25 protein-coding genes, 1 tRNA gene and 1 pseudogene are annotated in these 26,843 nt (G+C 67.6%); 20 read left to right on the top strand and 7 right to left on the bottom strand.

What is annotated here, in order from left to right; all coding sequences use genetic code 11:
* Positions 1-15 precede the first annotated feature (15 nt).
* The 4 genes and pseudogenes from SRU_RS09965 (at position 16) to SRU_RS09950 (ending at position 2,995) form a co-directional block, all read left to right on the top strand.
* Positions 16-579 carry a hypothetical protein gene (locus tag SRU_RS09965; RefSeq protein ID WP_051010832.1) on the top strand — a complete coding sequence of 188 codons (564 nt, stop codon included), beginning with the start codon at positions 16-18 and terminating at the stop codon, positions 577-579.
* Positions 580-650: 71 nt separating this feature from the next.
* Complete coding sequence (locus SRU_RS09960) at positions 651-1,601, top strand: HEPN domain-containing protein (RefSeq protein ID WP_148278425.1); 951 nt, start codon at positions 651-653, stop codon at positions 1,599-1,601.
* 148 nt (positions 1,602-1,749) lie between these two features.
* Positions 1,750-2,562: pseudogene (locus SRU_RS09955) on the top strand (HAD-IIA family hydrolase); the annotation flags it as partial.
* Complete coding sequence (locus SRU_RS09950; protein ID WP_011404625.1) at positions 2,555-2,995, top strand: NUDIX domain-containing protein; 441 nt, start codon at positions 2,555-2,557, stop codon at positions 2,993-2,995. The pseudogene SRU_RS09955 and the gene SRU_RS09950, both read left to right, overlap by 8 nt.
* Positions 2,996-3,042: 47 nt before the next feature.
* On the opposite strand, the gene SRU_RS09945 is transcribed toward SRU_RS09950, so the two are convergent.
* Positions 3,043-3,504 (bottom strand): NUDIX hydrolase, encoded by a 462-nt coding sequence (locus SRU_RS09945; protein ID WP_231847094.1) that lies wholly within the window; start codon positions 3,502-3,504, stop codon positions 3,043-3,045.
* A gap of 189 nt (positions 3,505-3,693) precedes the next feature.
* Between SRU_RS09945 and SRU_RS09940 the strand changes: the two genes are divergently transcribed.
* From SRU_RS09940 to SRU_RS09925, 4 genes are all read left to right on the top strand, one after another.
* Entirely contained in the window at positions 3,694-4,074 is a 381-nt protein-coding gene (locus SRU_RS09940; protein ID WP_013062301.1) for a hypothetical protein, read from the top strand.
* Between the two features lie 239 nt (positions 4,075-4,313).
* The gene (locus SRU_RS09935; RefSeq protein WP_011404623.1) at positions 4,314-6,716 is read left to right on the top strand and encodes a TonB-dependent receptor; all 2,403 of its coding nucleotides are present in this window, start codon (positions 4,314-4,316) and stop codon (positions 6,714-6,716) included.
* Between the two features lie 130 nt (positions 6,717-6,846).
* Positions 6,847-8,052 carry a GTP-binding protein gene (locus SRU_RS09930; RefSeq protein WP_043552436.1) on the top strand — a complete coding sequence of 402 codons (1,206 nt, stop codon included), beginning with the start codon at positions 6,847-6,849 and terminating at the stop codon, positions 8,050-8,052.
* A 339-nt stretch (positions 8,053-8,391) separates the two neighbouring features.
* Positions 8,392-8,994, top strand: a complete 603-nt coding sequence (locus SRU_RS09925) for a zinc transporter (RefSeq protein ID WP_112904297.1) — start codon at positions 8,392-8,394, stop codon at positions 8,992-8,994.
* 34 nt (positions 8,995-9,028) lie between these two features.
* On the opposite strand, the gene SRU_RS09920 is transcribed toward SRU_RS09925, so the two are convergent.
* From SRU_RS09920 to SRU_RS09900, 5 genes are all read right to left on the bottom strand, one after another.
* On the bottom strand, positions 9,029-10,114 hold the full coding sequence (locus SRU_RS09920; protein ID WP_112905250.1) for a lysylphosphatidylglycerol synthase transmembrane domain-containing protein: 1,086 nt from the start codon (positions 10,112-10,114) through the stop codon (positions 9,029-9,031).
* A 536-nt stretch (positions 10,115-10,650) separates the two neighbouring features.
* Positions 10,651-10,736: transfer RNA gene (locus tag SRU_RS09915), tRNA-Leu, on the bottom strand.
* A 207-nt stretch (positions 10,737-10,943) separates the two neighbouring features.
* Positions 10,944-12,314 carry a dipeptidase gene (locus tag SRU_RS09910; RefSeq protein ID WP_011404619.1) on the bottom strand — a complete coding sequence of 457 codons (1,371 nt, stop codon included), beginning with the start codon at positions 12,312-12,314 and terminating at the stop codon, positions 10,944-10,946.
* 177 nt (positions 12,315-12,491) lie between these two features.
* Positions 12,492-13,235: an SAM-dependent methyltransferase gene (locus SRU_RS09905; protein WP_011404618.1), complete on the bottom strand. Its 744-nt coding sequence runs from the start codon at positions 13,233-13,235 to the stop codon at positions 12,492-12,494.
* Between the two features lie 92 nt (positions 13,236-13,327).
* Positions 13,328-14,569: a 4-hydroxy-3-methylbut-2-enyl diphosphate reductase gene (locus tag SRU_RS09900; protein WP_011404617.1), complete on the bottom strand. Its 1,242-nt coding sequence runs from the start codon at positions 14,567-14,569 to the stop codon at positions 13,328-13,330.
* Between the two features lie 187 nt (positions 14,570-14,756).
* Here SRU_RS09900 and SRU_RS09895 point away from each other — a divergent pair, with 187 nt between their 5' ends.
* The gene (locus SRU_RS09895) at positions 14,757-15,812 is read left to right on the top strand and encodes a hypothetical protein (RefSeq protein ID WP_231847093.1); all 1,056 of its coding nucleotides are present in this window, start codon (positions 14,757-14,759) and stop codon (positions 15,810-15,812) included.
* Between the two features lie 2 nt (positions 15,813-15,814).
* On the opposite strand, the gene SRU_RS15505 is transcribed toward SRU_RS09895, so the two are convergent.
* Positions 15,815-16,090, bottom strand: a complete 276-nt coding sequence (locus SRU_RS15505) for a NifU N-terminal domain-containing protein (RefSeq protein ID WP_043552433.1) — start codon at positions 16,088-16,090, stop codon at positions 15,815-15,817.
* A 189-nt stretch (positions 16,091-16,279) separates the two neighbouring features.
* On the opposite strand from SRU_RS15505, the gene SRU_RS09885 reads away from it, so the two are divergent.
* From SRU_RS09885 to SRU_RS09835, 11 genes are all read left to right on the top strand, one after another.
* A complete protein-coding gene (locus SRU_RS09885) occupies positions 16,280-16,792 on the top strand; it encodes a phage holin family protein (protein WP_013062295.1) in 513 nt (170 codons plus the stop codon).
* A 57-nt stretch (positions 16,793-16,849) separates the two neighbouring features.
* Positions 16,850-17,371: a hypothetical protein gene (locus SRU_RS09880; RefSeq protein ID WP_011404613.1), complete on the top strand. Its 522-nt coding sequence runs from the start codon at positions 16,850-16,852 to the stop codon at positions 17,369-17,371.
* A 57-nt stretch (positions 17,372-17,428) separates the two neighbouring features.
* Complete coding sequence (locus SRU_RS09875; RefSeq protein ID WP_011404612.1) at positions 17,429-18,067, top strand: adenylate kinase; 639 nt, start codon at positions 17,429-17,431, stop codon at positions 18,065-18,067.
* Positions 18,068-18,118: 51 nt separating this feature from the next.
* Positions 18,119-19,117, top strand: a complete 999-nt coding sequence (locus SRU_RS09870; protein WP_051010830.1) for a polyprenyl synthetase family protein — start codon at positions 18,119-18,121, stop codon at positions 19,115-19,117.
* Between the two features lie 95 nt (positions 19,118-19,212).
* Positions 19,213-19,482 carry an HPr family phosphocarrier protein gene (locus tag SRU_RS09865; protein WP_011404610.1) on the top strand — a complete coding sequence of 90 codons (270 nt, stop codon included), beginning with the start codon at positions 19,213-19,215 and terminating at the stop codon, positions 19,480-19,482.
* Between the two features lie 63 nt (positions 19,483-19,545).
* Complete coding sequence (ptsP, locus tag SRU_RS09860) at positions 19,546-21,375, top strand: phosphoenolpyruvate--protein phosphotransferase (protein ID WP_043552431.1); 1,830 nt, start codon at positions 19,546-19,548, stop codon at positions 21,373-21,375.
* Between the two features lie 81 nt (positions 21,376-21,456).
* Entirely contained in the window at positions 21,457-21,924 is a 468-nt protein-coding gene (locus SRU_RS09855; RefSeq protein WP_013062292.1) for a GatB/YqeY domain-containing protein, read from the top strand.
* A gap of 156 nt (positions 21,925-22,080) precedes the next feature.
* Positions 22,081-22,674 (top strand): CvpA family protein, encoded by a 594-nt coding sequence (locus SRU_RS09850; protein ID WP_013062291.1) that lies wholly within the window; start codon positions 22,081-22,083, stop codon positions 22,672-22,674.
* Positions 22,675-22,782: 108 nt separating this feature from the next.
* Positions 22,783-23,214, top strand: a complete 432-nt coding sequence (locus SRU_RS09845) for a hypothetical protein (protein ID WP_013062290.1) — start codon at positions 22,783-22,785, stop codon at positions 23,212-23,214.
* Between the two features lie 105 nt (positions 23,215-23,319).
* Positions 23,320-26,364, top strand: coding sequence for an SbcC/MukB-like Walker B domain-containing protein (locus tag SRU_RS09840; protein WP_231847092.1), 3,045 nt, complete (start codon positions 23,320-23,322; stop codon positions 26,362-26,364).
* 110 nt (positions 26,365-26,474) lie between these two features.
* Positions 26,475-26,810 (top strand): MerR family transcriptional regulator, encoded by a 336-nt coding sequence (locus SRU_RS09835; RefSeq protein WP_013062289.1) that lies wholly within the window; start codon positions 26,475-26,477, stop codon positions 26,808-26,810.
* Positions 26,811-26,843: the final 33 nt, after the last annotated feature.

The following is a 26,843-nucleotide window of genomic DNA, read 5'->3' as shown; positions in this document are numbered from 1 at the left end:
CCAGCCCAGGCAGTCATGTTTGAGCAGGAGCATGACTACCCTCTAATTTACGCGAGAGGACCGGAGGAATTTCAATACTACATTACCAAGGCACGGGAACTCGACTTCATCGAAACCGGGCCTGATAATCACGGGTATCGTCTTGGCTTGGAAGGTTGGCGTAGATTGAAGGAATTGGAAGAGGACCGAACGCAGAGCTCTCAGGCCTTCATTGCGATGTGGTTCGATGATGAGATGAAATCAGCTTACACGGAGGGAATAGAACCTGCCCTAGACGAAAGCGGGTATGATCCTATACGGATAGACATGGAGGAGCACAATGAAAAGATTGATGATCGGATTATTGCTGAGATCCGACAAAGTGGCCTCGTTGTCGCCGACTTTACGGGACAACGCGGTGGAGTTTACTACGAGGCCGGCTTCGCAAATGGACTCGGTATACCTTTGATCTGGACTTGCCACGATGACGCAGTCGAAAATCTTCACTTTGATACCCGGCAGTATAATCACATCGTTTGGCAGGAGCCGGTGGATCTCAGAAGCCAGCTAGTAGACAGGATCGCAGCCACCTTACCCTAATTTGACGCGAGCAGTATAATTCCACTGTTATGGCGAATATCCTCTAACACTATTTACATACGACAAGGTGGGTGAGCGCCGAAACCACTGTAAAAATATCTGCAGGATGCAAGATCCGAAACTATTCAGAATCGGAGGCAAAGCAAACAGCTCAAGTCGTACGGAATCGAAATGTCAGTGCCCGAGTCAGCGGTCCCCGTGATTTCTACTATCAGCGTGCCGAGAATCTGAGTGATAAGACGGTGGTAGAGATCATCAATAGCGACCAGATTTTGTCAGATGAAAGGCTGAGTCACGAAGCAAAGCTAGCAGAGGCTGTGCTGGTTGCAAGTATTGTCCTTCAGGGTGACAGAAGTAGTTTTCTAAGTAGTGTAGTTGGTGTCAGGGAAGAGTTTTTCGATCTGAATATCACCAAAGATGCTCGCGAGACGTCAGTTTCTTCGACCAGTCAGGTTGAGAAGGAGCCTTCAGGTTTGGCGGTGGATAGCACGGCTGCTCGACGGTTCCGGAAAAATGGATTTCCAGACCTCTATGCAATAGCGAATGGAGACAGTAAGCTCTCAACTCGGTTGGAGCGCTCTCTGGGTTGGCTAATCCAGTCGAGAACGGACAAATCGGTAAGTTCTGCAATCGTCAAGACTTCCACAGCTTTAGAGACTCTTGTCGTCATAGGTCGGGAGCCCACGCGACGCGCTCTCTCTGAGCGCGGAGCATACATTTTATCAGATGATCCTGATGAAAGACGACGTATAAGCCGTGCCATTAAAACGTTTTACTCAAAACGCGGAAATATTGTACACGGAAAGGGGGATGTATCAGACGAAGAGACAGTTCGTATTTTAGAATTTGGGGATAGACTATCGGTACTAATCGCACTGGTATTATCTTCCAACGGAAACAAATGGGAGAATGCAGATGATGTGCGACGACATTGTGATGCAGTGCGATGGGGAGAAGATCGGACTTGCTCTAGGCCATGGAGCAGGAGGTATCTCAATACAGCACTCAACCGTCTTCCATAGTTTCTGAACGCCATAACACACCACTATAGCTGACGAAAAGCTCGGGCCGTTTTGCCTTCTTAGAGCGAGAGTTGTTTCCTGTGCTTAGATCAGAGGCTCTGCCGCGACTTTTCGCACCTAAGCTCAACGTTACACAGCACGTCTCAACTGGGGAAACCAAAGAACCGCAAGATCTGACGTGACCGCAGAACAGTTCGACATTCTTCTTCTCGATCTCGACGGCGTGGTCTACGTGGGCGACCGCCTGCTCCCTGGGGCGCGCCGGGCCCTTCGGCGTCTCCGTGAGCGCGGGACGACGCTCCGGTTCTTGACGAACGACCCCCGTCCAACCCGAGACGAGGTCGTCGCCCGACTCGAGCGACTCGGGGTTGCGGCAAGCGTACAGGAAGTGGTGACCTGCGGATGGTCCACGGCCGTGTGCCTGCGGGAGGCGGGTCTGGCGTCGGCCTACGTCGTCGGAAGCGACGGGCTTCGCCGGGAGCTCGACCGTGCAGGGGTTCGGGGGACGGACGGCAACGAGGCGGAAGCAGTCGTCGTGGGGTGCGACGAATGCGTGTCCTATCCGCACATCAAGCGGGCGGCACGGCTGATTCGGAAGGGGGCCCGGTTTGTCGCGACGAACGACGATCCGACCTTCCCGACCCCGGAGGGGCCGGCGCCCGCCACCGGCACCATCGTCGCGGCGGTGCGTGCGGCGTCGGGAACGGCGCCACACGTCGTGGGGAAGCCCCATCCCGCCATGTTCGAGGCCGCCCTAGGCGACCGGGATCCGGCAGCGGCCGTCATGGTGGGCGATCGCCTGGACACCGATATTCGCGGGGCCCGTCGGATGGGGATGTCTGCCCTTCTCCTCCGTCGAGGGGACGAACGGCCCCAGCACCATGAAACGGAAGTGACGCCGGACCGGGTGATCACGTCGCTCAGTGACCTTCTCAACGAGAGTGCCTGCCACGATGCGTAGCGATTCGATCTCCATTCGACCGGGCGTCGCTGGGGTGGTCGTCAACGACGAGGGCAACATACTGCTGCACAAAAGGCGAGTGGAGCACGCGTGGGCGCCGCCGAGCGGGGCCGTAAACCCCGGAGAAGACGTCCGTGGGGCGCTGAAGCGAGAACTGCGGGAAGAGGCGTGTTTGGAGGTTGAGATCGATCGGTTCGTCGGGCTCTACTCGGACCCCGCGTTCCAGGTCGTAGACGATCCCGCCGGGGACTCCATCCACTTCGTGACCAGTCTCTTTGCCTGTCGTGTGTCGGACGGTCGGCTCGAAGGATCAGACGAAGGACTCGACTGGGGATGGTATGAGCCGGAGGGGCTGCCGGACCCGCTGCTTCCCTATGCCGAACGGTGGCTGACCGACACGCTCGCGGGGCATGCGCGGCCCGTGGTCCGGTAGGGGCCGCATCACACAGCGGGGCGATGGACGACGAGGGGGCGGACCGATCATTCGGGGGGCGTCCGTACGACCAGTTGCGGCGGGATGCCGGCGCGGAGCGTCTGGTCGGCCAGGCGAAGGAGGCGCTGCTGCTCGGGCCACGCCAGTCGGCCGGCGGCCTCCTCGGCCGGGAGCCAGGCGAACGCGTCGTGCTCGTCGTCGAGCACCGGGTCGCCGGGAAGGGCCGCGGCAAAGGCCGGAATCAGATTGACGCGGTCGTCCTGCCATTCGTAGAAGGCATTGACGGACGGGAGCGTCCAGAGCCGATCGGGGGCGTGGCCGGTTTCTTCGGTGACCTCGCGGTGGGCCGTCTCCCACGCCGCCTCCCCCGACTCGATTTTGCCCCCCACCATGCGCCACTGCCCGGCGTACTCTGTGCCGGGGGCGCGGCGGAGGAGCAGAAACTCGGGGTTTACGGCCGACTCGCGGTACGGATACACGTCGACGACGCGGACGACAGATCCGGGCATGGCGGAGGGCGGTTGGACGACCGACGGTGCACAGGCCAATGTAGCCATCGGCACCGAGAGTATCGATTCGGGGGCCGCCGCGGGGCGGGTCGTCTGAATGGATGTGCATGTGTGGTCGTTTTCAAGTGAGGAACCAGGGGGGAGGTGTGGCAATAGGGAGGATGATTCCTAACAACCCTTCGTCTTCCCATGCAGGGACGCCGTCCCATTCTGGTCGGGCTGCTGCTCGTGGCGTTCGCCACGGGCGGGGTCATCGGGCCGACCGTCCACCTCGTTCAGCACGGGGCGGCGCAACGGAGCACGCAGACGGAGGCGTCTTGTCACCCGGCGGATGTGCACGCCGCGGAGGGGCCCCTCTGGACGGGCGCGACCGATGGTCGTGTGCTGCCGGAGTGTGACCTCTGCGCCACCCGGCTCCTGGTCGTGCCGCCCACGCCCATTCCCGCCACGGCCCCACGTATGGTTGAGGGCCGGGCCGTCGAGGTCCGGTCGCACGCAGCCGTCGCCCCTGTGGCGGCGGATCAGTTCATCCGCGGGCCTCCATCGTTCTCTGAGGCCCGTCCGGCGTAGTCCCGGTCCCCCCTTGGCAGTGCCCGCCCCCCGGACTCACTGGGTGTCCTGCGTGTCTGCAGGCCCCCGCCATCGATCCGGCGTCCGCCCAGGCCGCCCCCCAGCCCCGTGGAATGGGTGTGCGTCTGTGTCGTGGGGCGCCGCGACTGCGACGAACAGGTCTCCCCTCCGTCGTTCCCGCCCGTCCCCGATGGGCGGCCCCGATCTGTTTGCTCCGTCGCACCTGTTTGTCCCGTTTTATGTCGACCCGTATTCTTGTTGCCCTTTCTCTTCTCACCTTTGTGGTCCCCATCGCCGAGGCCCAGTCCACCCGCAGCACCGTGACCGGCACCGTCACGGACGCCGACGGGGCGCCCCTGCCCGGCGCCCAGATTGCCGACGTGGCGTTTCAGCGGGGCACCACCGCCGGCCCCGACGGCCGGTACACGCTCGACGGCCTTCCGCCCGGCACCCACACCCTCGAAATTCGGTTCGTCGGCTACCAGACGGCCGTCCGGGAGGTCACCCTTCAGGCCGGCGAGACCCGCGAAATGAACGTGTCGCTCGAGGAGCGCGTGCTGGAGACGGACGGGGTGACGGTCACCGGCACGGCCCGGGCCCGCAGCACGCTCCGCGCGCCGCAGGACGTGGACGTGATGGGGACCGAAGACTTGCAGAGCGGCCGCAGCGCCGCCCTCGGCGAACTGTTGCAGGAAAACGTAGATGGGGTGTCCTCCATCCAGACGGGCGCGCAGGCCGGCAAGCCGGTCCTCCGCGGCCTGAGCGGCAAGCGGGTGGTGCTTCTGAAAGACGGCATCGCCCAGGAGTACTACCAGTTCGGCGTGCGGCACTTCCCCACCACCAACGCGAGCGAGGCCGAGCGCGTGGAGGTGGTGCGCGGGGCCAGCAGCATCCTCTACGGCTCCGACGCCCTGGGCGGGGCCATCAACGTCATCAGCAAGCCCGCCCCCACCACGGGCGTCGACGCGTTTGAGGTGGGCGGGTCCGCGTCCACCCAGTACTACACGAACAACAACGAGCGGGCCGTTGCCCTTGACCTGAGCGCGGCGCAGGGCAACGTCGGCTGGCGCGTGGGCGCGGAGCGCCGCATCGCGGGCAACTACCACACGCCCGACGCCCCCACGTTTTCGGAAACGAAGAAGGGCGGCACCTTCGGCGATCCGCGCTACACCGGCGAGGTGCCGTTTACCAATTTCGAGCAGTGGAGCACCTACGGCCAGGTCGGCCTCCAGGGCGCGTTCGGGACCCTGCAGCTGTACGGCGACTACTGGTCGAACGCCCAAAACTTTCTGCTTCCCGCGGGCGGGACGCCGGGCCAAACCCCGTTTCCGGCCGCCGGCCTCGGCCAGAACCTGGAGCACAGCAACGTCGTGCTGAAGGGCAACATCGTCGCCGACGGCTTCGTGCTCAAGCCGCGCCTCAGCTGGCAGCGCTCCATCCGGCAGTCGGGGGCGCCGGGCACCAACCTGGGCGACATCCGTGACGGCGGTGGGCTGGCGCGGTTTGACTACCCGCTCGACCTCAAGACCGACATCTACACCGGGCGGCTGGAGGTGGCCCATCCCTCGATCGGATCCCTCAGCGGCACGATCGGGGCGGAGGTGCAGCACCAGGACGCCGACACGCGCGGCCCGGCCGAGCTGCAGCCGTCGGCACGCACGTGGAATACCGGCGTCTTCTTCTTCGAAGACCTCGACCTCGACCCCGTCACGGTCTCGTTCGGCAGCCGCCTGGACGTGCGCACCGTGCAGGCGGTGCCCAACGACCGCACCACCGAGTCCGACCAGCTGGAGAACACGTACACGACTCTCTCGGGGGCCGTGGGGGCCAGCTACGCGTTCGGCGATGGGGTCGCGATTGCCACGAACCTGAGCTCGGGCTTCCGCGCGCCCTCTGTTTTTGAGCTCTACGCGAGCGGCGTGCACGGCGGCGTGGCGGCCTTTCAGGTCGGCAACCCGGACCTGGAGCCGGAGCGCTCCTACAGCGCCGATCTGTCGCTGCGCGTGCGGCGCGACCGGGTGACCGCCGAGGTGACCGGCTACGTCAACGCCATTCAGGACTACATCTACCTGGAGAATACGGGCGAGAAGGGCCCAAATGGGAATCTTCCGAAATTTGCCGCCGATCAGACCGACGCCCTGATTCCGGGCATCGAGGCAACCGTCGAAACCAGCCCGCTGCCGTGGCTCCAGGTGGGCGGCAGTGCCGCCGTGCTTGACGGCACGGGCGACGGGCTGGGGGCGGACGAGGGCGACGACGGGGAGCTTCCGCTCCTTCCCGCCAACACCGTGAGCGGGTTCGTCCGCTGGGTCCCCGCCGACACGGGCCCGCTCACCAACCCCCAGGTGGAGCTCTCGCTGAAGCGGGCCCTGGACAAAGACGCCGCCGGCCGGTTTGAGCCCTTCTCGCAGTTCGACGAAGGCTTTGGCCCGCCGTTCGGGACCGCCTCGACCCGGGCCTACAGTGTCGTGAACGTGGAGGCCCGCACCACGCTGGCGCTGGGCCTGGGCGCGCCCCTCACCGTTTCGGTCGGCGTCGACAACCTGCTCGACGAGACGTACCGCGACTTCCTGGACACCTACAAGGGGTACGCCCTCTCGCCGGGGCGGGATGTGCAGTTCAGCCTGTCGACCTCGTTCTGACCGGCAGGGGCCCGGACACATGCGAGTGCAGTCGCCTGCGGGCGGTGGAGACGGGTCGTTCCCGGCCTCCGCCGCCCGTTCACGCGCGCGATCGCCTGCACATTCTGACCCTCATCTCCATTTTCCGCAAATGAGCGAAAAACTACCCGTTACCGTTCTCTCCGGCTACCTCGGCGCCGGCAAGACGACACTTCTCCAGCACATCCTCCACAACGCCGAGGACCGCCGCATCGCCGTCATCGTGAACGACATGGCCGAGGTCAACATCGACGCCGCGCTCGTCGACGAACAGTCGGACCTCGTCCAGACCGAGGAGAGCCTGGTGGAAATGTCGAACGGCTGCATCTGCTGCACGATGCGGGAGGACCTGCTCGCCGAGGTCAAGGCGCTGGCCGACGACGGCCGGTTCGACCACCTGGTGATCGAGTCGAGCGGCATCTCGGAGCCGATGCCGGTGGCCGTGACGTTCGACCTGTCCGACGAGTTCGGGCACACCCTGTCCGAAATCGCAAAAATCGACACGATGGTGACGGTCGTGGATGCGCACCGGTTCACCGAGGACTTCAACTCGACCGATCTGCTTGCGGATCGGGGGCAAGAGACCGGGCCGGACGACGAGCGGACCCTGGTCGATCTGCTCGTCGATCAAGTTGAGTTCGCGAACGTCATCCTGATCAATAAGACGGATCTCGTCTCCGACGAGCAGGTCCAGTTCTTGACCCACGTGCTTCGGACGCTGAACCCGGAGGCGACGCTCGTCCCGACCCAGCACTCGGAGGTCGATCTCGGCGCGATCATGGGCACGGAGGCGTTCGATTTTGAGGCCGCTCAGAACATGCCGGGGTGGGTCAAGGAACTGGACGGCGAGCACGTGCCGGAGACGGCGGAATACGGCATCACGAGCTTTACGTATCAGGCACGGAAGCCATTTCACCCACGGCGCTTCTGGGACTTTTTCCAGGGGCGGTGGCCCGGTGTCGTTCGGGCGAAGGGATTCTTCTGGCTCGGCACGCGCGACGCCATGGTGGGCGAGCTGTCGCAGGCGGGACGGATGCGAGACCAGCGCCCCACCGGCTACTGGTGGGCGGCCCTTCCGGACGAGGAGTGGCCGGACGATCCGCAGACCCGAGCGCTTATCGCTGACCGCTGGGACGAGGAGTACGGCGACCGGCGGCAGGAACTCGTCTTTATTGGCGTCGACATGGATGAGGCCGAGCTGCGGGATCGTCTGGATGCGTGCCGCATGACGGTCGAGGAAGAGCAGGCATGTCTCGACGGGGAGGGGGCCGTTGCCGACCCGTTCCCGACGTGGGGCACTCACCCGTCATTGGCGTAGGCGGACCTCTGGTTCTCTACGGTACACAGAATACAACGGCTGCCATGAGTTCTCGAACCTCGACCCGGACGCCCTCTCCCCGTGCGGTCCGATGGACGACGGGCCTCATTGCGTGTGGAATGGGGCTGGTGACGGCCTTCGGCCTCGTCGCGGGCCTGATGAAGCTGCTGGCGATCGGCTGGACAGCCTTTCTTGTCATGATGGCGGGGGCAGAGATGGGCCGGCGGGCCGAGACGCACGTCGTGGGGACAGTGGCACGGCGGCTTCGTCGTCTGGCCTGGGCGTACGGGCTGTCGAGCGGGGCCATGATCACGAGTGCCGCTCTCTTCCTGGTGCCAAATGCCGTGTCGCACGACGTGTCGTTGGGGGGGCGGGGGGCTTGGCATCGCGCTCGGAATCGTCGGTGGGTTCGCGATTCATACCGGCCTTTCCCCCCAAGCGTCCGAGGGGGAGGCCGCGTCGATTCCGGTCGTCTGGGTGCTGACGATGCATTCGCTGGGGGCCGGTCTCGTCATCGGGGCGGTTTACGCGACGATGCCGGCCCTCGGGGCCGTCCTCGGTCTTGCCATCGTGTCCCACAAGGGCCCGGCCGGGTACGCCGCGGCCCGACGGCTCCGGCGACGAGGGGCCTCCGTACTGCTTCTGCTCGCGCCCGCCGCGGCGGTCTGCATCGCTGCGGTCCCCGTTGGGCTGATCGACCCTCCCACGAGCGATGCGTTCCACGCCGTCGTGTTTGGCGCCGCCACGGGGCTGTTTCTGCATGTGGCCATCGACTTTCTCCCGCGGTGCGGGTGGGGCAGTGAATTGTCCCGCGCGGCCCGTGTGCGGCCGGACTCCCAATCGGGCCCGACCGCCCGACGGGTCGGAAACGTCCGCCACCACGCCGTGTGGAGCACTCTCGCCGGAAGCATGCTCGTCGTGGGGGCTTGGGCGCTCCTCTAGGGCCCATCCGCCGCCAATGCCCCCTGCGGGCCAATCAGTGCGGGGGGGCCCCGTCGGCCCGTCGCTGGTGCAGTTGGTGGAGGAAGAGGTAGGCCCCGAGCGCGATGAAGAGGTAGTAGCCCAGCAGGCGCCAGGTCAGGAGGGTCGGGGCCAGGAGCGCCTCCGGCATCAGCGGGCCGATGAAGAGGGCGTAGAGGCCCTCCAGGCCGCCGGAGCCCCCGGGGGTGGGCATGACCAGGCCCACCAGCATCATCGCCGCCGAGCGGGCAAAGAGAAGCGTTCCGTCGGCCGCGTGGACGCTGCGGACGATGAGATAAACGAGGGCGTAGCGGGCAAGCCAGGTGAGGGCCGTCAGGGCGAAGCCGGAGGCGTAGAAGGCGGGGGGGCGGCTCCCGAGGTGGCGCGCCCGCCGGAAGTAGGCCCGCATCTCCGGCATGACCGTCTCGCGGAAGCGGCGCAGGTAGGGCCACCGGACGCACCAGTCGGCCACCGCCACCAGCAGGCGGGGGCGCACCAGGGTGGCGTAGGCGTAGAGGCCCGCCCAGAGCAGCAGGCCCCCGAAGTAGGCAAGCAGGCTCCACCCCCCGACCGCGCCGGCGGCGCTGGGCAGCAGGTCGATGGCAAAGGTGGCCAGGACCAGCAGCGGGATGGCGACCAGGAACCAGAGCTGGTCCAGCAAAACGCAGAAGAACAGGAAGGCGGCCGACTCGCCGACCGCGAGGTCCTCGTCGCGGGCCACGTAGAAGGCGGCCACCGGCCCCCCGCCGACGACCGAGGGGGTGACGCTGGAGAAGAAGTCCCAGGCCAGTTGGCCGCGGGTGCCGCTCCGGAGGGAGAGGCGGCCTTCGGAGACCTGGCTGAGGCGCCAGCCCCCGAGGCCGATGCGGGCGAAGGCGACGGCGACGGCCGCGGCCAGCAGTTCCGGGCGGAGGTGCTGGAGGAGGCGGCCGAAGGCGCCGGCGTCGAAGGTGAGGGCCCCGACCGCGGCCAGCACCAGGGCGCTCAGCAGGAGGGACACCACAATGTTGCGGGTGGAGCCGGCGGTGCGGGGCCGAGGCGGGTCCTGAGGGGAGTCGTCATCCGTAGGGGGCGGGGACGCAACGGGCGAAGAAGAGGACATCGAGAGCAGAACACCAGAGGGGGACCCCATCGCAGTGGGCGGCGCGTCGGGAGGGGAGTGCCGCCTAAATGTCGTCACGTCCTACCCGTGTTGCGTGGAAAGGTTTGGGCGACTCGTAAAGCCAAAATTAAGCCCATCCGTGTTGGGTCGGCGGGCGCCGACCGGGCAGTGGGGCCTCCCCATCGTCTTCGTTGGGACAGGGGAACGCCCTTCAATGGAGGGAGGGCGGACAGCCGATTCAGGAAGAAGTCTTGATCCAGCGGGCGGAAGCCGGAGCGGGCCCTTTGACGTCCGCTTTGCCGACGCCCCGGGCAATGTCACGCAGGCGGTCGTACCCATCGAGCGGGGTTCGGGGGGCGGTGACGACGCCCGCAGGGACGATTCCCGCGAGGAGCGGGGGGCTTCCCGCGGACGCATCCGGCTTCGCCCTGACGGGCCGTTCCGGAGGGCCGCCCGGCAGGGGCCCTCAGCGGCAGAAAAGCCCCTGTGTGCGCCGGCAAACGACGCTCAGGGGCGATGTTCGGGGAAAAGGGGGGTGCCCGAGGAGGGACTTGAACCCTCACGGTGCGTAAGCACCAACGGATTTTGAATCCGTCGCGTCTGCCGATTCCGCCACTCGGGCAGGAGTGGGGCCGACCCCGCCGGGGCCTATTTGGAGAAAAGCGGCGGGGAAGCGGTCAATTTCGAAAGGCCCCAATTCGTAGCCCAGCCGTCAGGTTCCGGAGCGCACAACGCACCCAGGCGGCAGGCAGGGGCCCACGCCGTGCCCGCTGTGCCGTTGACGGCGTGCCGCACGAGCGATCCCCGGGCCCGCCCGCCGGATGGACGCTCAGGCCATCGCGGCGTAGTGGTCGTGGAACCGGATGATGGCCTGGATTCCCTGGTGGAAGCGGTCGAGGCCGAAGTGTTCGTCGGGCGAGTGGATGGCGTCGGAGTCGAGCCCAAAGCCCATGAGCACACTGTCCAGGCCCAGGTGGTTCTGGAAGTCCGCCACCACCGGGATCGTGCCGCCGTTGCGCACGAACACCGGGTCGGTGCCGCGCACCTCGCCCATGGCGTCCTTGGCGGCCTGCATCGGCGGGGCGGAGGGGTCGACGAGCACCGGCTCGCCGCCGTGCAGCCGCCGCACCGAGAGGGTCATCGTGTCGGGCACCTCCGCCTCCAGGTGGGCCTCCAGCTTGTCGTAGACGTCCCCCAGCTGCTGGTCGGGCACGAGGCGCATCGAAATCTTCGCGTGGGCCTTCGACGGGAGCACCGTCTTGGCGCCCTCGCCGGTGTAGCCGCCCCAGATGCCGTTCACGTCGAGCGTGGGGCGGGCCGAGAGGCATTCGAGCGTCGTGTAGTCGCCCTCGGTCCGCACGTCGTCGATGCCGATGGCGTCCTGCCAGGCCGCCTCGTCGAACGGAAGGGCGGCGTAGGTCTCGCGCTCGGCCGCCGTCAGGTCGCGCACGTCCTCGTAAAACCTGGGGATGGCGATGCGGTGGTCGTCGTCGTGCAGGCCGGCAACGAGGCGACTGAGCGCGTTGGCCGGGTTGTCCACGGCGCCGCCGTAGTTGCCGGAGTGAAGGTCCCGGTTCGGGCCCTCCAGGGTGATCTCGGCGTAGGCCAGCCCGCGCAGGCCGTACGTGATCGACGGCGTCTCCGGCGAGAACATGGCCGTGTCCGAGACGAGGACGACGTCGCCGTCGAGCCGCTCCCCCTGCTCGCGGACGTACGTCTCGATTGCCATCGAGCCGGTTTCCTCTTCGCCCTCGATGATGTACTTGAGGTTGACCGGAAGGTCGCCCTCGGCCGACAGGTACGCCTCGGCGGCCTTGGCGTGCATGAACATTTGGCCCTTGTCGTCGCACGCGCCGCGGGCGTACAGGGCGCCGTCGTGCCGGATCGGATCGAACGGGTCGGTGGACCACTCCTCCAGCGGGTCGGGCGGCTGCACGTCGTAGTGGCCGTACACGACGACGGTCGGCTTGTCGGGGGCGGTGATGTGCTCGGCGTAGACGAGGGGGTGGCCGTCGGTCTCGATGATCTCGGTGTGCTCCATCCCGATGCCGTCGAAGTGGTCGGCGAGCCACTCGGCGGCCCGTTCCACCTCGTCGTCGTAGGCGGAGTCGGTGCTGACCGACGGGATGCGCAGAAGCTCTTCGAGCTCACTGACGAACCGGTCGGCGTGGCTGTCGGCGTAGGTGAGCGCAGTGTCCATGGGCGGTGTGACCTTGCGATGGGCGAGGGTTGAAAGAAAACGAGGCGGGTGTTCCGTAAGGTTTTCGGCGCCAGGGGGGCAGAGAATACAAGAAAAGAGACCGCATGTCCAGGGGCGCCGGCCGGACGTTTCACGAAACGGGCACCGCGTCCCCCGACCCGGCCCCCACTCGGCCGGTCACGTCGGGCGCACGGCATGGAGCAGGAGGCGCGGGCTCTCGTCGGGCACGTAGTTCCCTCCGTCGTAGTCCCCAAACAGGGCCACGACCTCCAGGCCCACCCGTTCGTACATCGCCGTGAGGTCGGACCGGGTGTATAGGCGCACGCTCTCCTGAAAGGTCTCCGTGTGGCCGTTCTGGCGGACGGTGATCTTCTTGTTGACCCGGCCGTCCTCGATCCAGCGGTCCTGGTGGATGGTGCGGCCGTCCTCGGTCTCGTACACGGAGGCCCCCAGCGACTCGGCGACCTGAGGGGCGTTCAGGAAGTCCTGGAGAAACCACCCGCCGGGCCGCAGGGCCGTCGCCATGGCCGCGAGGGCACGCTCGTTCTCGGCGTCCGCGTCGAAGTAGCCGAAGGACGTGAACAGGTTGACGACGCCGTCCGCGCACCCGTCGCACACCGGGGTGCGCATGTCGCCCACCCGGAAGGAGGCCCGTACGTCCAGGTCGTCGTCGGCCACCCGCGAGCGCGCCGCGGCGACGGCGTCCTCCGAGAGGTCGAGGCCGGTGACCTGCCAGCCGCGCCGGACGAGGGCCCGGGCGTGCCGGCCCCGGCCGCAGCCGATGTCCAGGATGTGGGCCCCCGAGGCCGGGGCGATCTCGTGCTCAATCAGGTCGACCAGCTGCTCGGCCTCCGCGTCGTCTCGGTGGTCGTAGACGCGGGTGTACGCGTCGCTCCAGAACCATTCTTCGTACCAGGACATGCGTAGAGGAAAGGGAGGGGCAAGGGGAGGAAGGGCGACCGCGGTCTCCCCCGGGGACGTCGGTCATCCAGCGCGGCGGTTACGGGGACGCACTACTCGTCCTCCAGTTCTTCCTTGAAGGGGGCGATGGCCTCCTCCACGGGACGGGCGTCCGGGAACCAGCTGATGATTTTGCGGACGACCTCGTCGAGCAGGGCGTCGGGGCAGGAGGCCCCGGAGGTGAGCAGCACGTCGACCGGCGTGTCCTCGGCGGGGAACCAGTCGTCCGTCGCGACCTCCTCCTTCGCGTGGACGTCGAAGTGATGAATCTCCGACGGGGCGTCAAACTCACTTGCGTCCCGGATAAAGTAGGTGGGCATGTGCTCCTCGCAGAGCTCCACGAGGTGGCTCGTGTTCGAGGAGTTGTAGCCGCCGACAACGATGCCGAGGTCGGCCCCGTCCTCGATGAGCGCCTGCGTGGCGTTCTGGTTTTCGTTGGTGGCGTAGCAGAGCGTGTCGCTCGTGTCGGCGAAGCGCTCCTCGACGTGGGCCTCGCCGTAGCGCTCCCGCATGGCGTCGCGCATCAGGTCGGCGATGGCGGCGGTCTCCTCCGCCAGCATGGTCGTCTGGTTGACCACGCCCAGCTTCTGCAGGTCCCGCTCCGGGTCAAAGTCCTCCGAGTACTTGTCCTCGAAGTAGTCGTAGAAGAAGTCGGCGTCCTTCTCGCCCCGGATCACCTTCGCCAGTTCTTCGGCCTCCTCCATGTCCCGCACGACGACCACGGGGCCTTCCTCCTTGGCGTGGGAGAACGTGGCGCGTGTCTCCTCGTGGTACCGCTTGCCGTGGACCACGATCGAGTGGTCGTCGTCCCCGATCTGGGAGCTCTTGCGCCACACCTTTTCGACGAACGGGCAGGTGGTGTCGTAGGCCTCCGTGTCCACCCCAATCTCTTCGAGTTTCTGCTCCACCTCCAGCGTGGTGCCGAAGGCGGGGATGATGACCACGTCGTCGGGCGTGAGCTCGTCGAACGGGATGAGCTGCTCCCCCTGCGTGGTGCGCAGGAACTGGATCCCCCGGTCCCGCAGGTCCTCGTTTACGTGCGGGTTGTGGATCATCTCCGAGAGGAGGAAGATCCGTTTGTCGGGGTTCTCCTCCAGCGCCTCGTACGCGATCTCGATCGCCTGCTCCACGCCGAAGCAGAAGCCAAAGTGCCGCGCGATTTTAAAGCGCACCGGCCCGAAGTCGATCACCGAGGGGGACAGGTCCTTCTTGCGCGGGTCGGTGGCCTGCCGCGCGTCCGTGACCGTCGAGATGATGGGGCTTTTGTAGAATGTGGGAACGTCGAACTGGCGCATGGGCAGTCGGAAGTCGCGGGAGGACAGTGACACTCCGTCCGGTCCTACGGAAGGGGGCCGCCGGTGATTCGGGGCGGGGCATGGGGGACGACGTGTGGAGGACGTGAAGGAGGAACAACCCGTGCCGGGGTGCCCGTGCAGGGCGCAGAAACACGCGTTTCATGTCTCCCCCCCCCCCTGTCTGTACGTGAGCTCAAAACAAGCCCGCATCGACGCCATTGCCGACGCCGCCGCGGACTGGCGGGAGCCGGACCATCCGCCGCGCGAAACGGCCGTCGCCGACACCCTGGAGGCGCCCAACCGCTGGACCGAAGAGGCGCTCGACTACGCCCTCAACCGGTGGATGCAGCGCCTCACGCCCGAGGCCCTTGTCGACTGGCTCGGCGACGGGGGGCCGGCGGCGCAGGCGACGGTGGGCGTCGTGCACGGCCCGTCCGGCCCCCTCGTGGGGCTCCGGGACGCCGTGGCGGTGTGGGCCGAGGGGCACACGTATCTCGGGCACGCGCCCGACGCCTCGCCCGCCCTACTCCCCGCATTTGCGCGGGCCGTGACGGACCGGGCCGACGGCATCGACGCGACGTTTGTGGAGAAAGAGGCACTCTTCGACCGCGCCGCCGCGGTCACGGCGCAGCCGGCCCGAGACGACGCCGGCGCGATCCGCGAGGCGTGCGACGACCACGGCATCCCGGCGGATCGTCGGCTCGTGCGCCCCTCCCAGCGGGCCGTGGCCGTCCTCGACGGGCACGAGGGCGACGAGGCCCAGGGCGGACTGGCGGAGGACGCGCTGCTCTACGAGGGCGGCGGGCACCGGCGGCTCGCGCTCCTGTGGGCCCCCACCGACCTGTCGCCGGACGCGTACCTCGAAGCGATGGCGCGCTTCCGCGGCGTCTTCCCGGCGCACGAGGATACACCGGGCGCCCTCCAGATGCAGAAGGCGTTCCTGGAGGCCCGGGACGAGCCGCGGGCCTTCGCCGAGGGCCTTGAGTTTCTCGTGAGCCGGGGCGAGCCGACGGAGCCGAGCCCTGAGGGGCACCTCCGGTGGACGGAGTACGCGGGCCTCGACGCGGTCGGCGACTGGATCGACGCCCACCGGACGGAGCTCGGCGCGGTCGTGGCCCGTGAGCCGCTGCACGACCAGCTGCCCGACTCCTGGCCGCTCCGCACGCCGGGCGACCTTCACCTTCCGCCCCTCGCGGACGAAGGGGGGCAGGCCGTCGCCACCTTCTTGCGGGCCCTGCGCTGACGCTACGCCGCCTCCAGGTGCTCGGCCAGGATCGTCTCCACGTCCGGCTTCACGCTGCCCCAGTCGACGGACGGGGCCTTCGAGACGGTGACGAACTGGGGGGTGATGAACACGTCGTCCACCCCCGACACGCCGAAGAGGCGACGGGCCAGGGGATCCTCTGCGGCCTCGTCCGCCGAGGAGTACGCGGCCACGCCCCCGCTGAGAAAGGGGCCGTCGTCCGTCGTGAATTTGAGGCTGTTCGGATTGGGGGTCGACTCCGCCTGCGTGGTGGCCATGGGCGCTTCGGGATCGGGGGCAGTGGAAAGGGAGAACGAACCGTGTTGGGCGTCGCAAAACGCGGGCCGTACGGACGAGTTCACGGGGGAACGAGCGCCGGGGTTGTACGGTGAATTCACTTGCGTCCTCCGCAGAATATAGTATCTTACCATTCTCCATCCTTTCAACGTCACGTTCCTCGTCCGGCCATGGAGTCCCTCGACGACCGCCCGTCGGCCCCGAATGCCGAACGCCCCGTGGAGGAGTCCCCCGACGGCGGCAAGGTGAGTCGCATCGCGTCCCACACGCAGGGGCTTTTTGCGGACCTCCGGGAGTGGATTGACCTGCGGGTCGACCTCGCGATCCTGGAGATGGAGGAGCGGCTCGACGCGTTCAAGAACGACCTGGCCCTCGGGCTCACGGTCGCCGTCTTTGCCTTCTTCGCCGCGTTCTTCTCGTTGACGACCGTAGCGCTGGGGGTGGGGTGGCTGCTCGGGCACCCGTTCTGGGGGTTCCTCGCGGTCTCGGTGGCGCTCATCCTAATCATCGTGACCCTCCGCGTGACGAAGCCGGCCCTGATGCCGCCCTCCAACCTGTTCGAGTCCCTTCGGGGAGAGCGGGCCGCGTCGGACGAGGGCCCGTCGTCCCGCCCCGCCTCGGCCGCGGTCGACGAGGCGGACGGCGCCGAGGCGCAAGCGTCCGCGCCCGACGTGAAGGCGTAGTCGGGATCCGGCCCCCAGGCCCTTTCGGTTACTCTGTTCTACGACCCTTTCTGCCCTATGGACTCGGATTCAACCAGAGCGGACGTGGAGGAACGCCTCCGCGAGACGGCGGACGCCATGGCCGATCGCTTCGACTCGCTGCAAGATGAGGTGTCGACCACCGGGTCGTCGCTGCGCGACTGGGTTGTCCAGAACCCGCTGAAAAGCGTCGGCGGGATGCTGGCGGCCGGCGTGGCGGTGGGGGCCCTCGTCGGGGGCGGCCGCTCGCGGCGGCCCGAGCACGCGGAGCTGCTCGACCAGTACATCGACGCGCTCCGTACGGAGGTGGAGGAGGCGATGGCGACGGGTGATACGCCGGGGGAGGCGGTAGAAAAGGCCCTGCGAGGGCGCGCCCCCCTCGTGGTGTACCGGGGCGACGGGGCGGACGCGTCCGAGGCGAGTCGCTCCGGCGGAAGTGTGTTGGGCGACACCCTCGGGTTCGTGGTGCGCCTCGTGGCCCGCGAGGTGATCCGCGACCAAATCCTCTCCTGGCTCGACGACCCCGACGTAGAGGGCCTGGGGGACGACCTCTTCGAATAGAGGCCGTGCCAGCAGCTCCCATCCGACCACTCTTTTTTGTACGACCGACCGACACACATGCGACTGATCATTTTTGGCCCGCCGGGTGCCGGAAAAGGCACGCAGGCCGGGCTGCTCGAAGAGCGCCACGGAATCACCCAAATCTCGACCGGAGACATCCTCCGGGAGGCTATGGCGCAGGAGACCGAGCTCGGCCAAAAGGCAAAGTCCTACATCGACGCGGGGGAGCTGGTGCCGGACGCGCTGGTCCGGGATCTCGCCGAGCAGGCCATTGCCGACGAGGGCCACGACGACTTCATGCTCGACGGCTACCCGCGCACCGACCAGCAGGCGGAGTGGCTGACCGAGTTTTTGGCGTCGAACGAGACGCCCCTCGACGGCGTCCTCAGCATGAAGGTGCCCGACGACGTGCTCGTGCGTCGGCTGAGCCGGCGCCGGGTGCACGAGGAAACGGGGGAAACGTATCACCTCGACCACGACCCGCCCCCCGAGGACGTGGACCCGGACCTTATCGTTCAACGCTCCGACGACGAGCCCGAGACCATTCAGAACCGGCTCGACGTGTACCGCGAGGAAACCGCGCCGCTGGCCACGTACTACGAGGAGCGGGACCTGCTCGTCCCGGTCGACGGGACCGGAGGCATCGAAGAGGTCTTCGGCCGCATCGAGGAGGCGCTGGACGCCCTCGAACGTTAGGGGCCGCACCGAGCACAATTGTTGAGTCCGTTGGCCGATCCCAACTCCCCGATGGCTTCCTCCACGCAAAGCGTGTCGTCCGACGAGCGTGTGGCGGCGCTGCGGGCGCGCATCGATGAGGCCCTCCCGGCGGTCGTGGACGGGCGGTCGCCCGCCTCGCTCTACGACGCCGTGGAGCACGTGCTGCGGGCCGGCGGGAAGCGCGTGCGTCCCGTCCTGCTCCTCCTGGTGGCCCAGTCGTACGGCACGTCCGTCGACCGGGCGCTGCCGGCCGCCCTCGCCGTGGAGGTGTTTCACAACTTCACGCTCGTCCACGACGACCTGATGGACGAGGACGACGAGCGACGCGGGGGCGCAACCGTGCATGCGAAGTGGAACCCCGGCACGGCAATCCTGGCGGGGGACCTCATGATGGGCCTCTCCTACGACCTGCTGGGCCAGGTGGAGGGAACGGACGCGGAGGCCCTCTACGCGGTGTACCACCCGATGGTGGAGCGGCTCTGTGCCGGCCAGGCCCTCGACGCGTCGTTCGAGACCGACGACGCGGTGACGGTGGAGGCGTACCTGGACATGATCGACCGCAAGACTGGGGCGCTTCTCTCGGCTGCGTTCGAGCTGGGAAGCGTCATCGGAGGGGCCCCGTCGCCCGAGCGCGATCGCCTCGGCACGGCCGGCCGGCTGGTGGGGCGGGCCTTCCAGATCCAGGACGACCTGCTCGACCTCACCGCCGACGATGAGGCCTGGGGACGCGGGGTGGGGGGGGACCTCGTGCAGGGCAAAAAGACGTTCCTCACCCTGCGGGCCCTGGAGCGGGCCGAAGGGGCCGAACACGATTGGTTCGCCCGCCTCGTGACCGACGGGGGGCTCCCGAGAGACGATGTGCCGGAGGCCCGCGAGCGGATGGCGGACCTGGGCATCTTCGAAGAGGCCCGCGAGGCGGTCCACACGTACACGGAGAAGGCCCACGATCATTTGCACCTCCTGCCGGAGACGGCCGCGGCGGAGACGCTCCACTGGCTCCTCGACCGTCTGCAGGCGCGCGGGCATTGACCCCTGCCGCCGCCCCGGGGCCCGGAGTTGTGCCGCGGGTCCGGAATGCACCCCGACAAGCGGATCGTCCGCCGTCGTCCCGCCCCTCACGCCCCATGATTGAACGCGAGGTCACCATCCGCAACCGGGCCGGCCTGCACACGCGGCCGGCGTCGATGCTCGTCAAGACCGCGTCCCAGTTTGAGGCGGAGGTCTACCTGCGGCGCGACAACTACGAAATCAACGGAAAGAGCGTCATTGGGGTCATGACCCTGGCCGCCGAGCAGGGGGCGACGCTCACGCTCGTGGTGGAAGGGGCGGACGAGGCCGAGGCCGCCGACGCGATCGAGGCGCTTTTTGCGGACGGATTCGGAGAAGAGATCTAGCCCGGCCTGTTCGAGACGCCAGGCCGGACGCAGCGCAGGCCGCCATTGCCAGCCATTCACGCCATGGAAGAACCGCCCCCGGAATCCACATCCGACGACGAACTGGTCATCGAGGGCACCGGTGCGGCGCCCGGCGTGGTCCTGGGCACCGCGTACCGGTACGAGGCCGCCGCCCCGACCGCCCGGCGCGACGCCATCGCGCCGGACGCGGTGGACGCGGAACTGGAGCGCCTGGCCAACGCCGTGCAGCGGGCCGAGCAGGGGCTGGAGGCCGACCGCGTGTGGGCGCCGGACGCCCTGGTGCCGGATGCCGACGCCATTTTTGAGGCGCAGGCCCTCATGCTGGGCGACGAGGACGTCCTGGAGGCCATTCGGCAGCGCATTCGAGACGCGAACGAGCCGGCGGGGGCGGCGGTGCAGGCGGTGCTGTCGGCCCACCGCGAACGACTCGAAGACAGCGAGGACGCGCACCTGCGCACCGGGGCCGACGACCTCCTGGCGTTTGAGCGCCGCCTCCTGCGGGCGCTCCGGCGCGGGGCCGCCGCGGCCCACATCGACGGGCATTCGGTGGTGGTGGCCCAGGACCTGACCGCCAGCGACCTGCTTCGCCTCCGACGCCACAACCTTCTGGGGGGCGTCACGGCCCGCGGCGGGCCCACCTCGCACACCGCCATTGTCGCCCAGGCGCTCGGGGTGCCTCTCCTCGTTGGGGCCGGAGAGGCGCTGGCGGCCGTCTCGGCGGGAGACCGCGTCGTCGTCGACGGGGACGAGGGGCGTCTGATTGCCCGCCCCGACCCGTCCACCGAGGAGGAATATCGAAAGCGAGCGGCCGACGCGCCGTCCCCGACGGCGGAACGGGAGCGCGCGCCCGAGGGCCCCCTCCGGACGACCGACGGCCATGCCGTCACCCTGCGGGCCAACGTTGGGCTGGAGGCCGAACTCGACCCGCTCCGGCCCGCCCCGCCGGACGGCATCGGGCTTCTGCGCACCGAACTGTTTTTGCGGGCCGACGGCGACCCGCGCTCGGTCGATGAGGAGCGGCAGGTGGAGGCGTACCGGCAGGCCATCGAGGCCGCCGGCGAGGGAGGGGCCACGATTCGTCTCCTGGACGTGGGGGGCGACGACCGGCGGTCCCAGGGGGCTGCCGAAGCGCACGAAGGCCATCCCGTCCTCGGCCGGCGGGGACTCCGGGTGCTCCTGGACCGGCCCGACGAGCTCTTGCGCCCCCAACTGCGGGCCCTCCTGCGGGCGAACCGTGAGGGCCCTCTCCGGATTCTGCTGCCGATGGTGACGGACGGGGCGGAGGTGCGGCGCGTGCGGCGGATTCTGGACGAGGAGAGCACCCGCCTCACGGAGAACGGCGTGCCCCACGATGCGAACGTGCCCCTCGGCGCCATGGTGGAGGTGCCCGCCATGGCCCTGCAGGCGCCCGCCTTCACCGAGTTGGTGGACTTTTTCTCCATCGGCACGAACGATCTGACCCAGTACGTCCTGGCGGTGGACCGGGCCAACGAACAGCTCGCGGCGCGGCACGACGCGCTGCACCCCGCCGTCCTCGGGTTGATCCTGCGCGTCGTCGAGGCGGGCCGGATGTCCGGCTGCCCGGTGGAGGTCTGTGGGGAAATCGCGGGTGACGTGCAGGCGGTGCCGGTGCTGCTGGGCCTCGGCGTCGACACCCTGAGCGTCGCGCCCCCGTCGCTGCCCGCCGTGCGCCGAATCGTCCGGGCAACCGGGTACGACGCGGCCAAAGACCTCGCCCGTGACGTGCTGCAGGCAGACGATGCCCAGGCGGTGCGCCGTCGGGCCCGGGCGTGGGTCGACACCCACCTATCGTCCTCCGACACTGCTTCTTCGACGACGAATTCTTCGACGACGAACACACCGGACCGGTGACCCGCAGCGGCGCTGAGCGTGTTCCCGGCCCGTCACTGCCCCTCACTCTCACCACCTCCCCGTCATTCCCAACCGCACATCATGTCCGACTCCATTCTCGACCGCGTAAAGCAGGACCTCACCGACGCCATGAAGGCGCAGGACGACGTGCGCCGGCGTGCCCTCCGATCCCTCCGGGCGGCCCTCGCCAACAAGGAGATTGCGAAGCGACGGGCGGGGGCCGATTCCAGCCTTGAAGGTCAAGAGGAGCTGGCCGTCGTCCAGAAGCAGGTGAAGCAGCGCCGCGACTCGATCGAACAGTACGAGGAGGCGGACCGCGACGACCTGGCGCAGAAAGAGCGGGAGGAGATTGAGGTGCTCGAAGACTACCTGCCGGACCGGCTGAGCGACGAGGAGCTGGCCGAGCGCCTTGATGCAATCATCGACGACGTGGGCGCCACCTCGATGGCCGACATGGGGCCCGTCATGGGGCGTGCCATGGACGAGTTGCGCGGCCGGGTGGACGGCAACCGGGTGCGGGAGATGGTACAGGATCGCCTCTCGGATTGACGCGGCTTCCGGAGGAATCAGTCGGGGCCTCTCTCCGCGTCACGAGGCTGTCCTCCTCCGCCGTGAACCTTATTCCGGCGGGCCGCTTTACATGATTGCATCTCTTCTTCATCTTTTCGGGTAGGTTCCTGTCTCCAGATCACCGGCGGTGTTGCCATGCTGACTGTGCTCGACTGGTTTATCCTCGTCATGCTCCTCGCGGGGCTCATCCGCGGGTACTTGGTGGGGGCCGTGCGTCAGGCGGCGAGCCTCCTTGGGCTCGTGGCCGCGCTTCTCTTTTCCGTGGAGTTTATGGGGGCGGTGGGGGCACTCATCGTAAAGAGCCTGGGCCTCGCCGAGTCGGTCGCGCCGCTCGCTGGTTTCACGGTGCTGTTCTTGGGGGTCTACCTCCTGTTTCTGGTCCTGGCCCGGCTCCTGGAGCAGCTGTTTGACACCCTGTCCCTCTCGTTCCTCAACCGGGCGGCCGGAGGGGCGGTTGGGGGAGCAAAGGCGGCGTTGCTCCTGAGCCTGCTGTTTCTGGTCCTCGCCGGCCTGGAGCTTCCGGAGAAGGAGACGCGGACCGACTCGGCCCTCTACCGCCCGGTTGCGCAGCTTCTGCCCAGGACGATCGAGGCGACCGAATCCTGGTTTCCTGCGGCCAAACGGGCGGCCGACCAGCTGGGCCGACAGGTGCGGTCCCGCATGGACGCGGTTCCGGAGTCGTCCGATTCGGGGAACGCCCGCTCGGGCCTCCAATCCGGGATTCAGTGATGTGCGCTGGGGCGCGTGGGGGCCTTGGAGAAGAAAGGGAATGAGGGTTGTGCTATTGACGGCACCAGTTCGTTCACACGCGTGGGCTCACTAACTTTGCTCGTTCCTATGCCCGTTCTTGGCAGCGACATCTCGATCGACCTTCACATTGTCGGGGACGTTGAGCTTGACACCATCCGCGGCCTCGTGCAGGAGAATGGGCGCCTGCGCCCGGAGCTCGCAGGGGACCTGCAGCGTGCGATCGAAGATACGGCCCGCGAGATTTTGGACGGTGCGGGCGCGGAAGACTGCACGCTCAGCGTCGACCTGAATCTTGTTCGGGAGCGGGTGCCGGGGGCGCCGCGCCAGCGGGTGGAGGCCGACCTGAACGTGGAGGCTGACCGCTCCGCCCTGGCGGCGGCGGACGATGCCCTGGACGCCCCGGAGCGGGCGCGGATTGCCGCCGCCGCGGAGGCGCAGCTCAACGACCGCCTCCGAGACCGGGACCTGACCGACGTGGTGGACGCGACCGTGATCGTAACGCCCGTAGAATTTCGGTGAGACGGCGCGTTCTGGAAACAGCGCGGGCGCATCGGGAATTTCCCGTAGTCCCACTGGCGTTTCGTCTTCTCCCCCGCGCTTGTCCCCCGAATGGTCCCGGTCCGCTTGGAACTGAAAAACTTCCTGAGCTACGGCACGGAGGCCCCACCCCTCGAGTTCGATCACTTCGACGTGGCCTGCCTGTCCGGCGGCAATGGAGAGGGCAAGTCGGCCCTCCTCGACGCAATGACGTGGGCCGTCTGGGGGGCGGCGCGCAAGTCGAGCGGCCGTCGCAAGCCGGACGAAGAGCTCATCCGAATTGGGACCCGGCACATGCGGGTGGCGTTTACCTTCGACCTTGAGGACACGCGCTACCGGGTGGTCCGCTCCTTCTCTCGATCGGAGACGGGCAAGACCACGTCGTCCGACCTCGAGTTCCAGCTCCGCGACGCCGCCGGCGAGGGCTACCGCCCCCTCACGGGGGCGACCCAGCGCGAGACGCAGGCCCGGATCGAGGACACGCTGGGGCTGGACTACGACACGTTCATCAACTCGGCCTTTTTGCTGCAGGGCCGCTCCGACGAGTTTACGCAGAAGCGGCCCAGCCAGCGCAAGGAGATCCTCACCCGCATCCTCAACCTTGGCCGGTACGAGGCGCTCGAAGACGAGGCGCGCGACCACTGGCGCGAAGCGAAGGAGCGGCAGCAGCGCGCCGCGGCGGAGGTGGAGCGCCTGGAGGCCGCCCTGGAGGACGTGCCGGACTGGGAGGCGGAGCGGGCGGCGGTGCAGGCGGACATCAAGGCGCAGACGGAGGCCCTCTCCGACCTCCGTGACCGGGAGAAGGCGCTGACCCAGAAGCGGGCCAATTTGGAGGCAACGGCCCGGGAGGCCGAGTCGATTCGCGAGTCGATGGCCAGCCTGGACGACCGGATCGAGGAGCACCGCGACGAGATCGAGGCCCTGACGGCGCGCATCGAGGAGGCCGAGGCGCTCCTGGAGGACCGCACGGCCATCGAGGAGGCGTACGACGAACATCAGTCCCTCGTCGCGGAGCGGGACGCCCTCGAAGACACGCGCGAACGCCACCGGACCCTTAGACAGAAGTTGGACGACATGTCGTCGTCCCTTCAGGAGCGGCGCAACGACGTCGAGCGTCGCCTGGAGCGACTGAGGGCCGAGCGGGCCGGGATCGAAGAGTCGCTGGACGACTGCCGGGAGACCCTCGCGCAGCGGGCGGAGGTGGAGACGCGCCTGCGGCGCGCCCAGGCGGCCCGGCAGCAGGTGCCGGAGCGGAAGCGGGTGCGCCGGCGTCGGGATCGGCTGGAGCAGCGGAAGGCCGAGGCGCGGGAGGCCATCGTGGGGGCACGGCAGCAGCTTCGGGGCGAGATTGAGACCCTCCGGGCCCAAATCGAAGAGGAGGCGGAGGCGCTGGAACGGAGGGAGCAGATCGAGGCACGGATCGATGCGCTTCGCTCGAAGCAGGAGACGCGGGCGGCCCTGGACGAGCGCATGGCCGAGATCGAAGACGACGGGACGGCCCGGTCCCAGGCCGTCCAGGAGCAGGCGGGGCAGCTGGAGGCGCTGCGGGACGAACGCGAGCGGGAGGTCGAGGAGTTGCGGCGGTTTCGAGAGGCCGATGGGGACGTGTGCCCGACCTGTGGCACCGAGCTGACCGACGCCCACCGGGAGGAGGCGGAGGCCACGCTCCGGTCCCACATCGATGAGCTCGACACGGCCATCGAGTCGGCCCGGGCACAACTCGATGAAGAAAAAGAGCGACGGGCCGAACTGCGGCGGACCTACCGTCAGCTTCAGGACAAACGCGAGGCGCTGGACGACGTCGGGGAGGCCCTCGCGACGGCCCAGGAGCAGAAGCGGGCGCTGGAGGAGACGGCGGAGGCGCTTGCGGCCCACCGCGAAAAGGCCGAACGCCTTGATCAGCGCCTCACGGAGGGGCGCTACGCCGAGTCCGCGCGGCGGCAGTGGCAGGCCTGCAAGCAGCGCCTCGCGGAGACGGAGGTCGACGCGGAAGCCTTCGAGGCGCTGCAGAACCGGGCGGCCCAATTCGACCGGTACGCGGATCGGCTGGGCGAGATTGAGCGCGCAGCCGCACGACGGGAGGAGCTGGCGCAGAAACGGGATGAGCGGGACGAGAAGATCGAGCAGCTCCGGACGGCTTTGGACGAGAACCGTGTGGCCGAGGACGTACAAGAAGACATGGAGGATCTGCAGGCGAAGATCGACGCCCTGGAGTTCGACCCGGACCGCTTTCAGGAAATCCGAGAGCGCCTGCAGGCGTTGAGCGACGTGCCGGACCGCCACAACGCGCTCGTCAACGCTCAGGAAAACCGCACCGAGTGGACGGAGCAGCGGGCGCGGATTCAGGAGCGAATTGAGGACGCGGAGGGGGAGAAGAAGGAACTGGAAGAGCGCCTCGCGGAGTGCGAGTCGGCACTGGAGGACAAGCCGGAGGTGGTCGCCGAGCAGGAGGACGTGTCGGAGCAGGTAGAGGCCGAAGAAGAGACGCTCACCGACCTGCAGCAGCGCCTCGGCAAGCTGGACGCGCAACTGGAGCAGGCCGCGGCGGACCAGGAGGCCTTGGAGGCGGCCCGAGAAGAGCGCCAAGACGCCGCCGCCGACCGCCAGCGGTACAAGCACCTCCGGGCCGCCTTTGGGAAGAACGGCATCCCGTCGCTCATCATCGAAGAGACGCTTCCCGACATCGAGGAGCGCGCAAACCGCATCCTGGATCGGCTCACCGACGGCCGGATGCACGTGCGGCTCGACACCCTCAAAGAGAAGAAAAGCGGAGGCACCAAAGAAACGCTCGAAATCATCATCACCGACGAGCACGGCGCACCCCGCCCCTACGAGACGTACTCGGGCGGCGAGAGCTTCCGGGTCAACTTTGCCCTCCGCGTCGCGCTGGCGCAACTGCTGGCCGAGCGCAGCGGCGTACGGGTGCGCACCCTCGTGATCGACGAGGGGTTCGGCACGCAGGACGAAGCCGGCATCGAGCGGCTCGTGGAGGCCATTCAGGCGATCCGCGAGGACTTCGCTAAGATCCTCGTCATCACGCACCTCGAACGGCTCAAGCGGGCCTTTCCGGTGCGCATTGAGGTCGAGAAAGATCCCTCCGTCGGCTCCACCTTCGAGCTCGTCGGGGCGTAGCCCGCCGTCGAGAATCGGTCCGACGGGGCGTCTCCCGAACGGTGACGGCCCAGCGTCGTACGGATCCACACGCCTTTTGCCCACGCCCTATCTGCCGGTCAGTTACACCCATGCCCGAGGACGAAATCGAGAAGCTCTACTACTCGATCGGGGAGGTTGGCGAAATTGTCGACCAGGAGCCCCACGTCCTCCGGTACTGGGAGCAGGAGTTCGAGGTCTTGAGTCCCCGAAAGAACCGGGCCGGGCGGCGGGTCTACACCCAGGACGACGTGGAAACGGTCGAGCGCATTCGTCACCTCTTGAAGGACGAAAAGTACACGATCGAGGGGGCGCGGCAGGCCATTGCACGCCAGGACGCCGGGGCGGAGGGAGGCGACGACATCGAGGACGACCTGAAAGCGCTCCGGGCGTTCCTCGTTGAACTCCGCGACCAGCTCGACGAGTAGCCCGCCTCCAGCGGTGCGCCGGGCCGTTCGGAC

The sequence above is a fragment of the Salinibacter ruber DSM 13855 genome, assembly GCF_000013045.1.
GTDB lineage: Bacteria > Bacteroidota > Rhodothermia > Rhodothermales > Salinibacteraceae > Salinibacter > Salinibacter ruber.
This window is presented reverse-complemented; position numbering and strand designations above follow the sequence as displayed.

Excerpts from the sequence above, each read along its gene's own strand:
- SRU_RS09855 (WP_013062292.1), top strand. The coding sequence starts at position 21,457 with ATGTCCGACTCCATTCTCGACCGCGTAAAGCAGGACCTCACCGACGCC.
- SRU_RS09865 (WP_011404610.1), top strand. The coding sequence starts at position 19,213 with ATGATTGAACGCGAGGTCACCATCCGCAACCGGGCCGGCCTGCACACG.
- SRU_RS15505 (WP_043552433.1), bottom strand. The coding sequence starts at position 16,090 with ATGGCCACCACGCAGGCGGAGTCGACCCCCAATCCGAACAGCCTCAAA.
- SRU_RS09950 (WP_011404625.1), top strand. The coding sequence starts at position 2,555 with ATGCGTAGCGATTCGATCTCCATTCGACCGGGCGTCGCTGGGGTGGTC.
- SRU_RS09845 (WP_013062290.1), top strand. The coding sequence starts at position 22,783 with ATGCCCGTTCTTGGCAGCGACATCTCGATCGACCTTCACATTGTCGGG.
- SRU_RS09900 (WP_011404617.1), bottom strand. The coding sequence starts at position 14,569 with ATGCGCCAGTTCGACGTTCCCACATTCTACAAAAGCCCCATCATCTCG.
- SRU_RS09870 (WP_051010830.1), top strand. The coding sequence starts at position 18,119 with ATGGCTTCCTCCACGCAAAGCGTGTCGTCCGACGAGCGTGTGGCGGCG.
- SRU_RS09875 (WP_011404612.1), top strand. The coding sequence starts at position 17,429 with ATGCGACTGATCATTTTTGGCCCGCCGGGTGCCGGAAAAGGCACGCAG.
- SRU_RS09940 (WP_013062301.1), top strand. The coding sequence starts at position 3,694 with ATGCAGGGACGCCGTCCCATTCTGGTCGGGCTGCTGCTCGTGGCGTTC.
- SRU_RS09965 (WP_051010832.1), top strand. The coding sequence starts at position 16 with ATGTTTGAGCAGGAGCATGACTACCCTCTAATTTACGCGAGAGGACCG.
- SRU_RS09905 (WP_011404618.1), bottom strand. The coding sequence starts at position 13,235 with ATGTCCTGGTACGAAGAATGGTTCTGGAGCGACGCGTACACCCGCGTC.
- SRU_RS09930 (WP_043552436.1), top strand. The coding sequence starts at position 6,847 with ATGAGCGAAAAACTACCCGTTACCGTTCTCTCCGGCTACCTCGGCGCC.
- ptsP (WP_043552431.1), top strand. The coding sequence starts at position 19,546 with ATGGAAGAACCGCCCCCGGAATCCACATCCGACGACGAACTGGTCATC.
- SRU_RS09910 (WP_011404619.1), bottom strand. The coding sequence starts at position 12,314 with ATGGACACTGCGCTCACCTACGCCGACAGCCACGCCGACCGGTTCGTC.
- SRU_RS09880 (WP_011404613.1), top strand. The coding sequence starts at position 16,850 with ATGGACTCGGATTCAACCAGAGCGGACGTGGAGGAACGCCTCCGCGAG.
- SRU_RS09920 (WP_112905250.1), bottom strand. The coding sequence starts at position 10,114 with ATGTCCTCTTCTTCGCCCGTTGCGTCCCCGCCCCCTACGGATGACGAC.
- SRU_RS09885 (WP_013062295.1), top strand. The coding sequence starts at position 16,280 with ATGGAGTCCCTCGACGACCGCCCGTCGGCCCCGAATGCCGAACGCCCC.
- SRU_RS09935 (WP_011404623.1), top strand. The coding sequence starts at position 4,314 with ATGTCGACCCGTATTCTTGTTGCCCTTTCTCTTCTCACCTTTGTGGTC.
- SRU_RS09835 (WP_013062289.1), top strand. The coding sequence starts at position 26,475 with ATGCCCGAGGACGAAATCGAGAAGCTCTACTACTCGATCGGGGAGGTT.
- SRU_RS09945 (WP_231847094.1), bottom strand. The coding sequence starts at position 3,504 with ATGCCCGGATCTGTCGTCCGCGTCGTCGACGTGTATCCGTACCGCGAG.
- SRU_RS09925 (WP_112904297.1), top strand. The coding sequence starts at position 8,392 with ATGCCGTGTCGCACGACGTGTCGTTGGGGGGGCGGGGGGCTTGGCATC.
- SRU_RS09850 (WP_013062291.1), top strand. The coding sequence starts at position 22,081 with ATGCTGACTGTGCTCGACTGGTTTATCCTCGTCATGCTCCTCGCGGGG.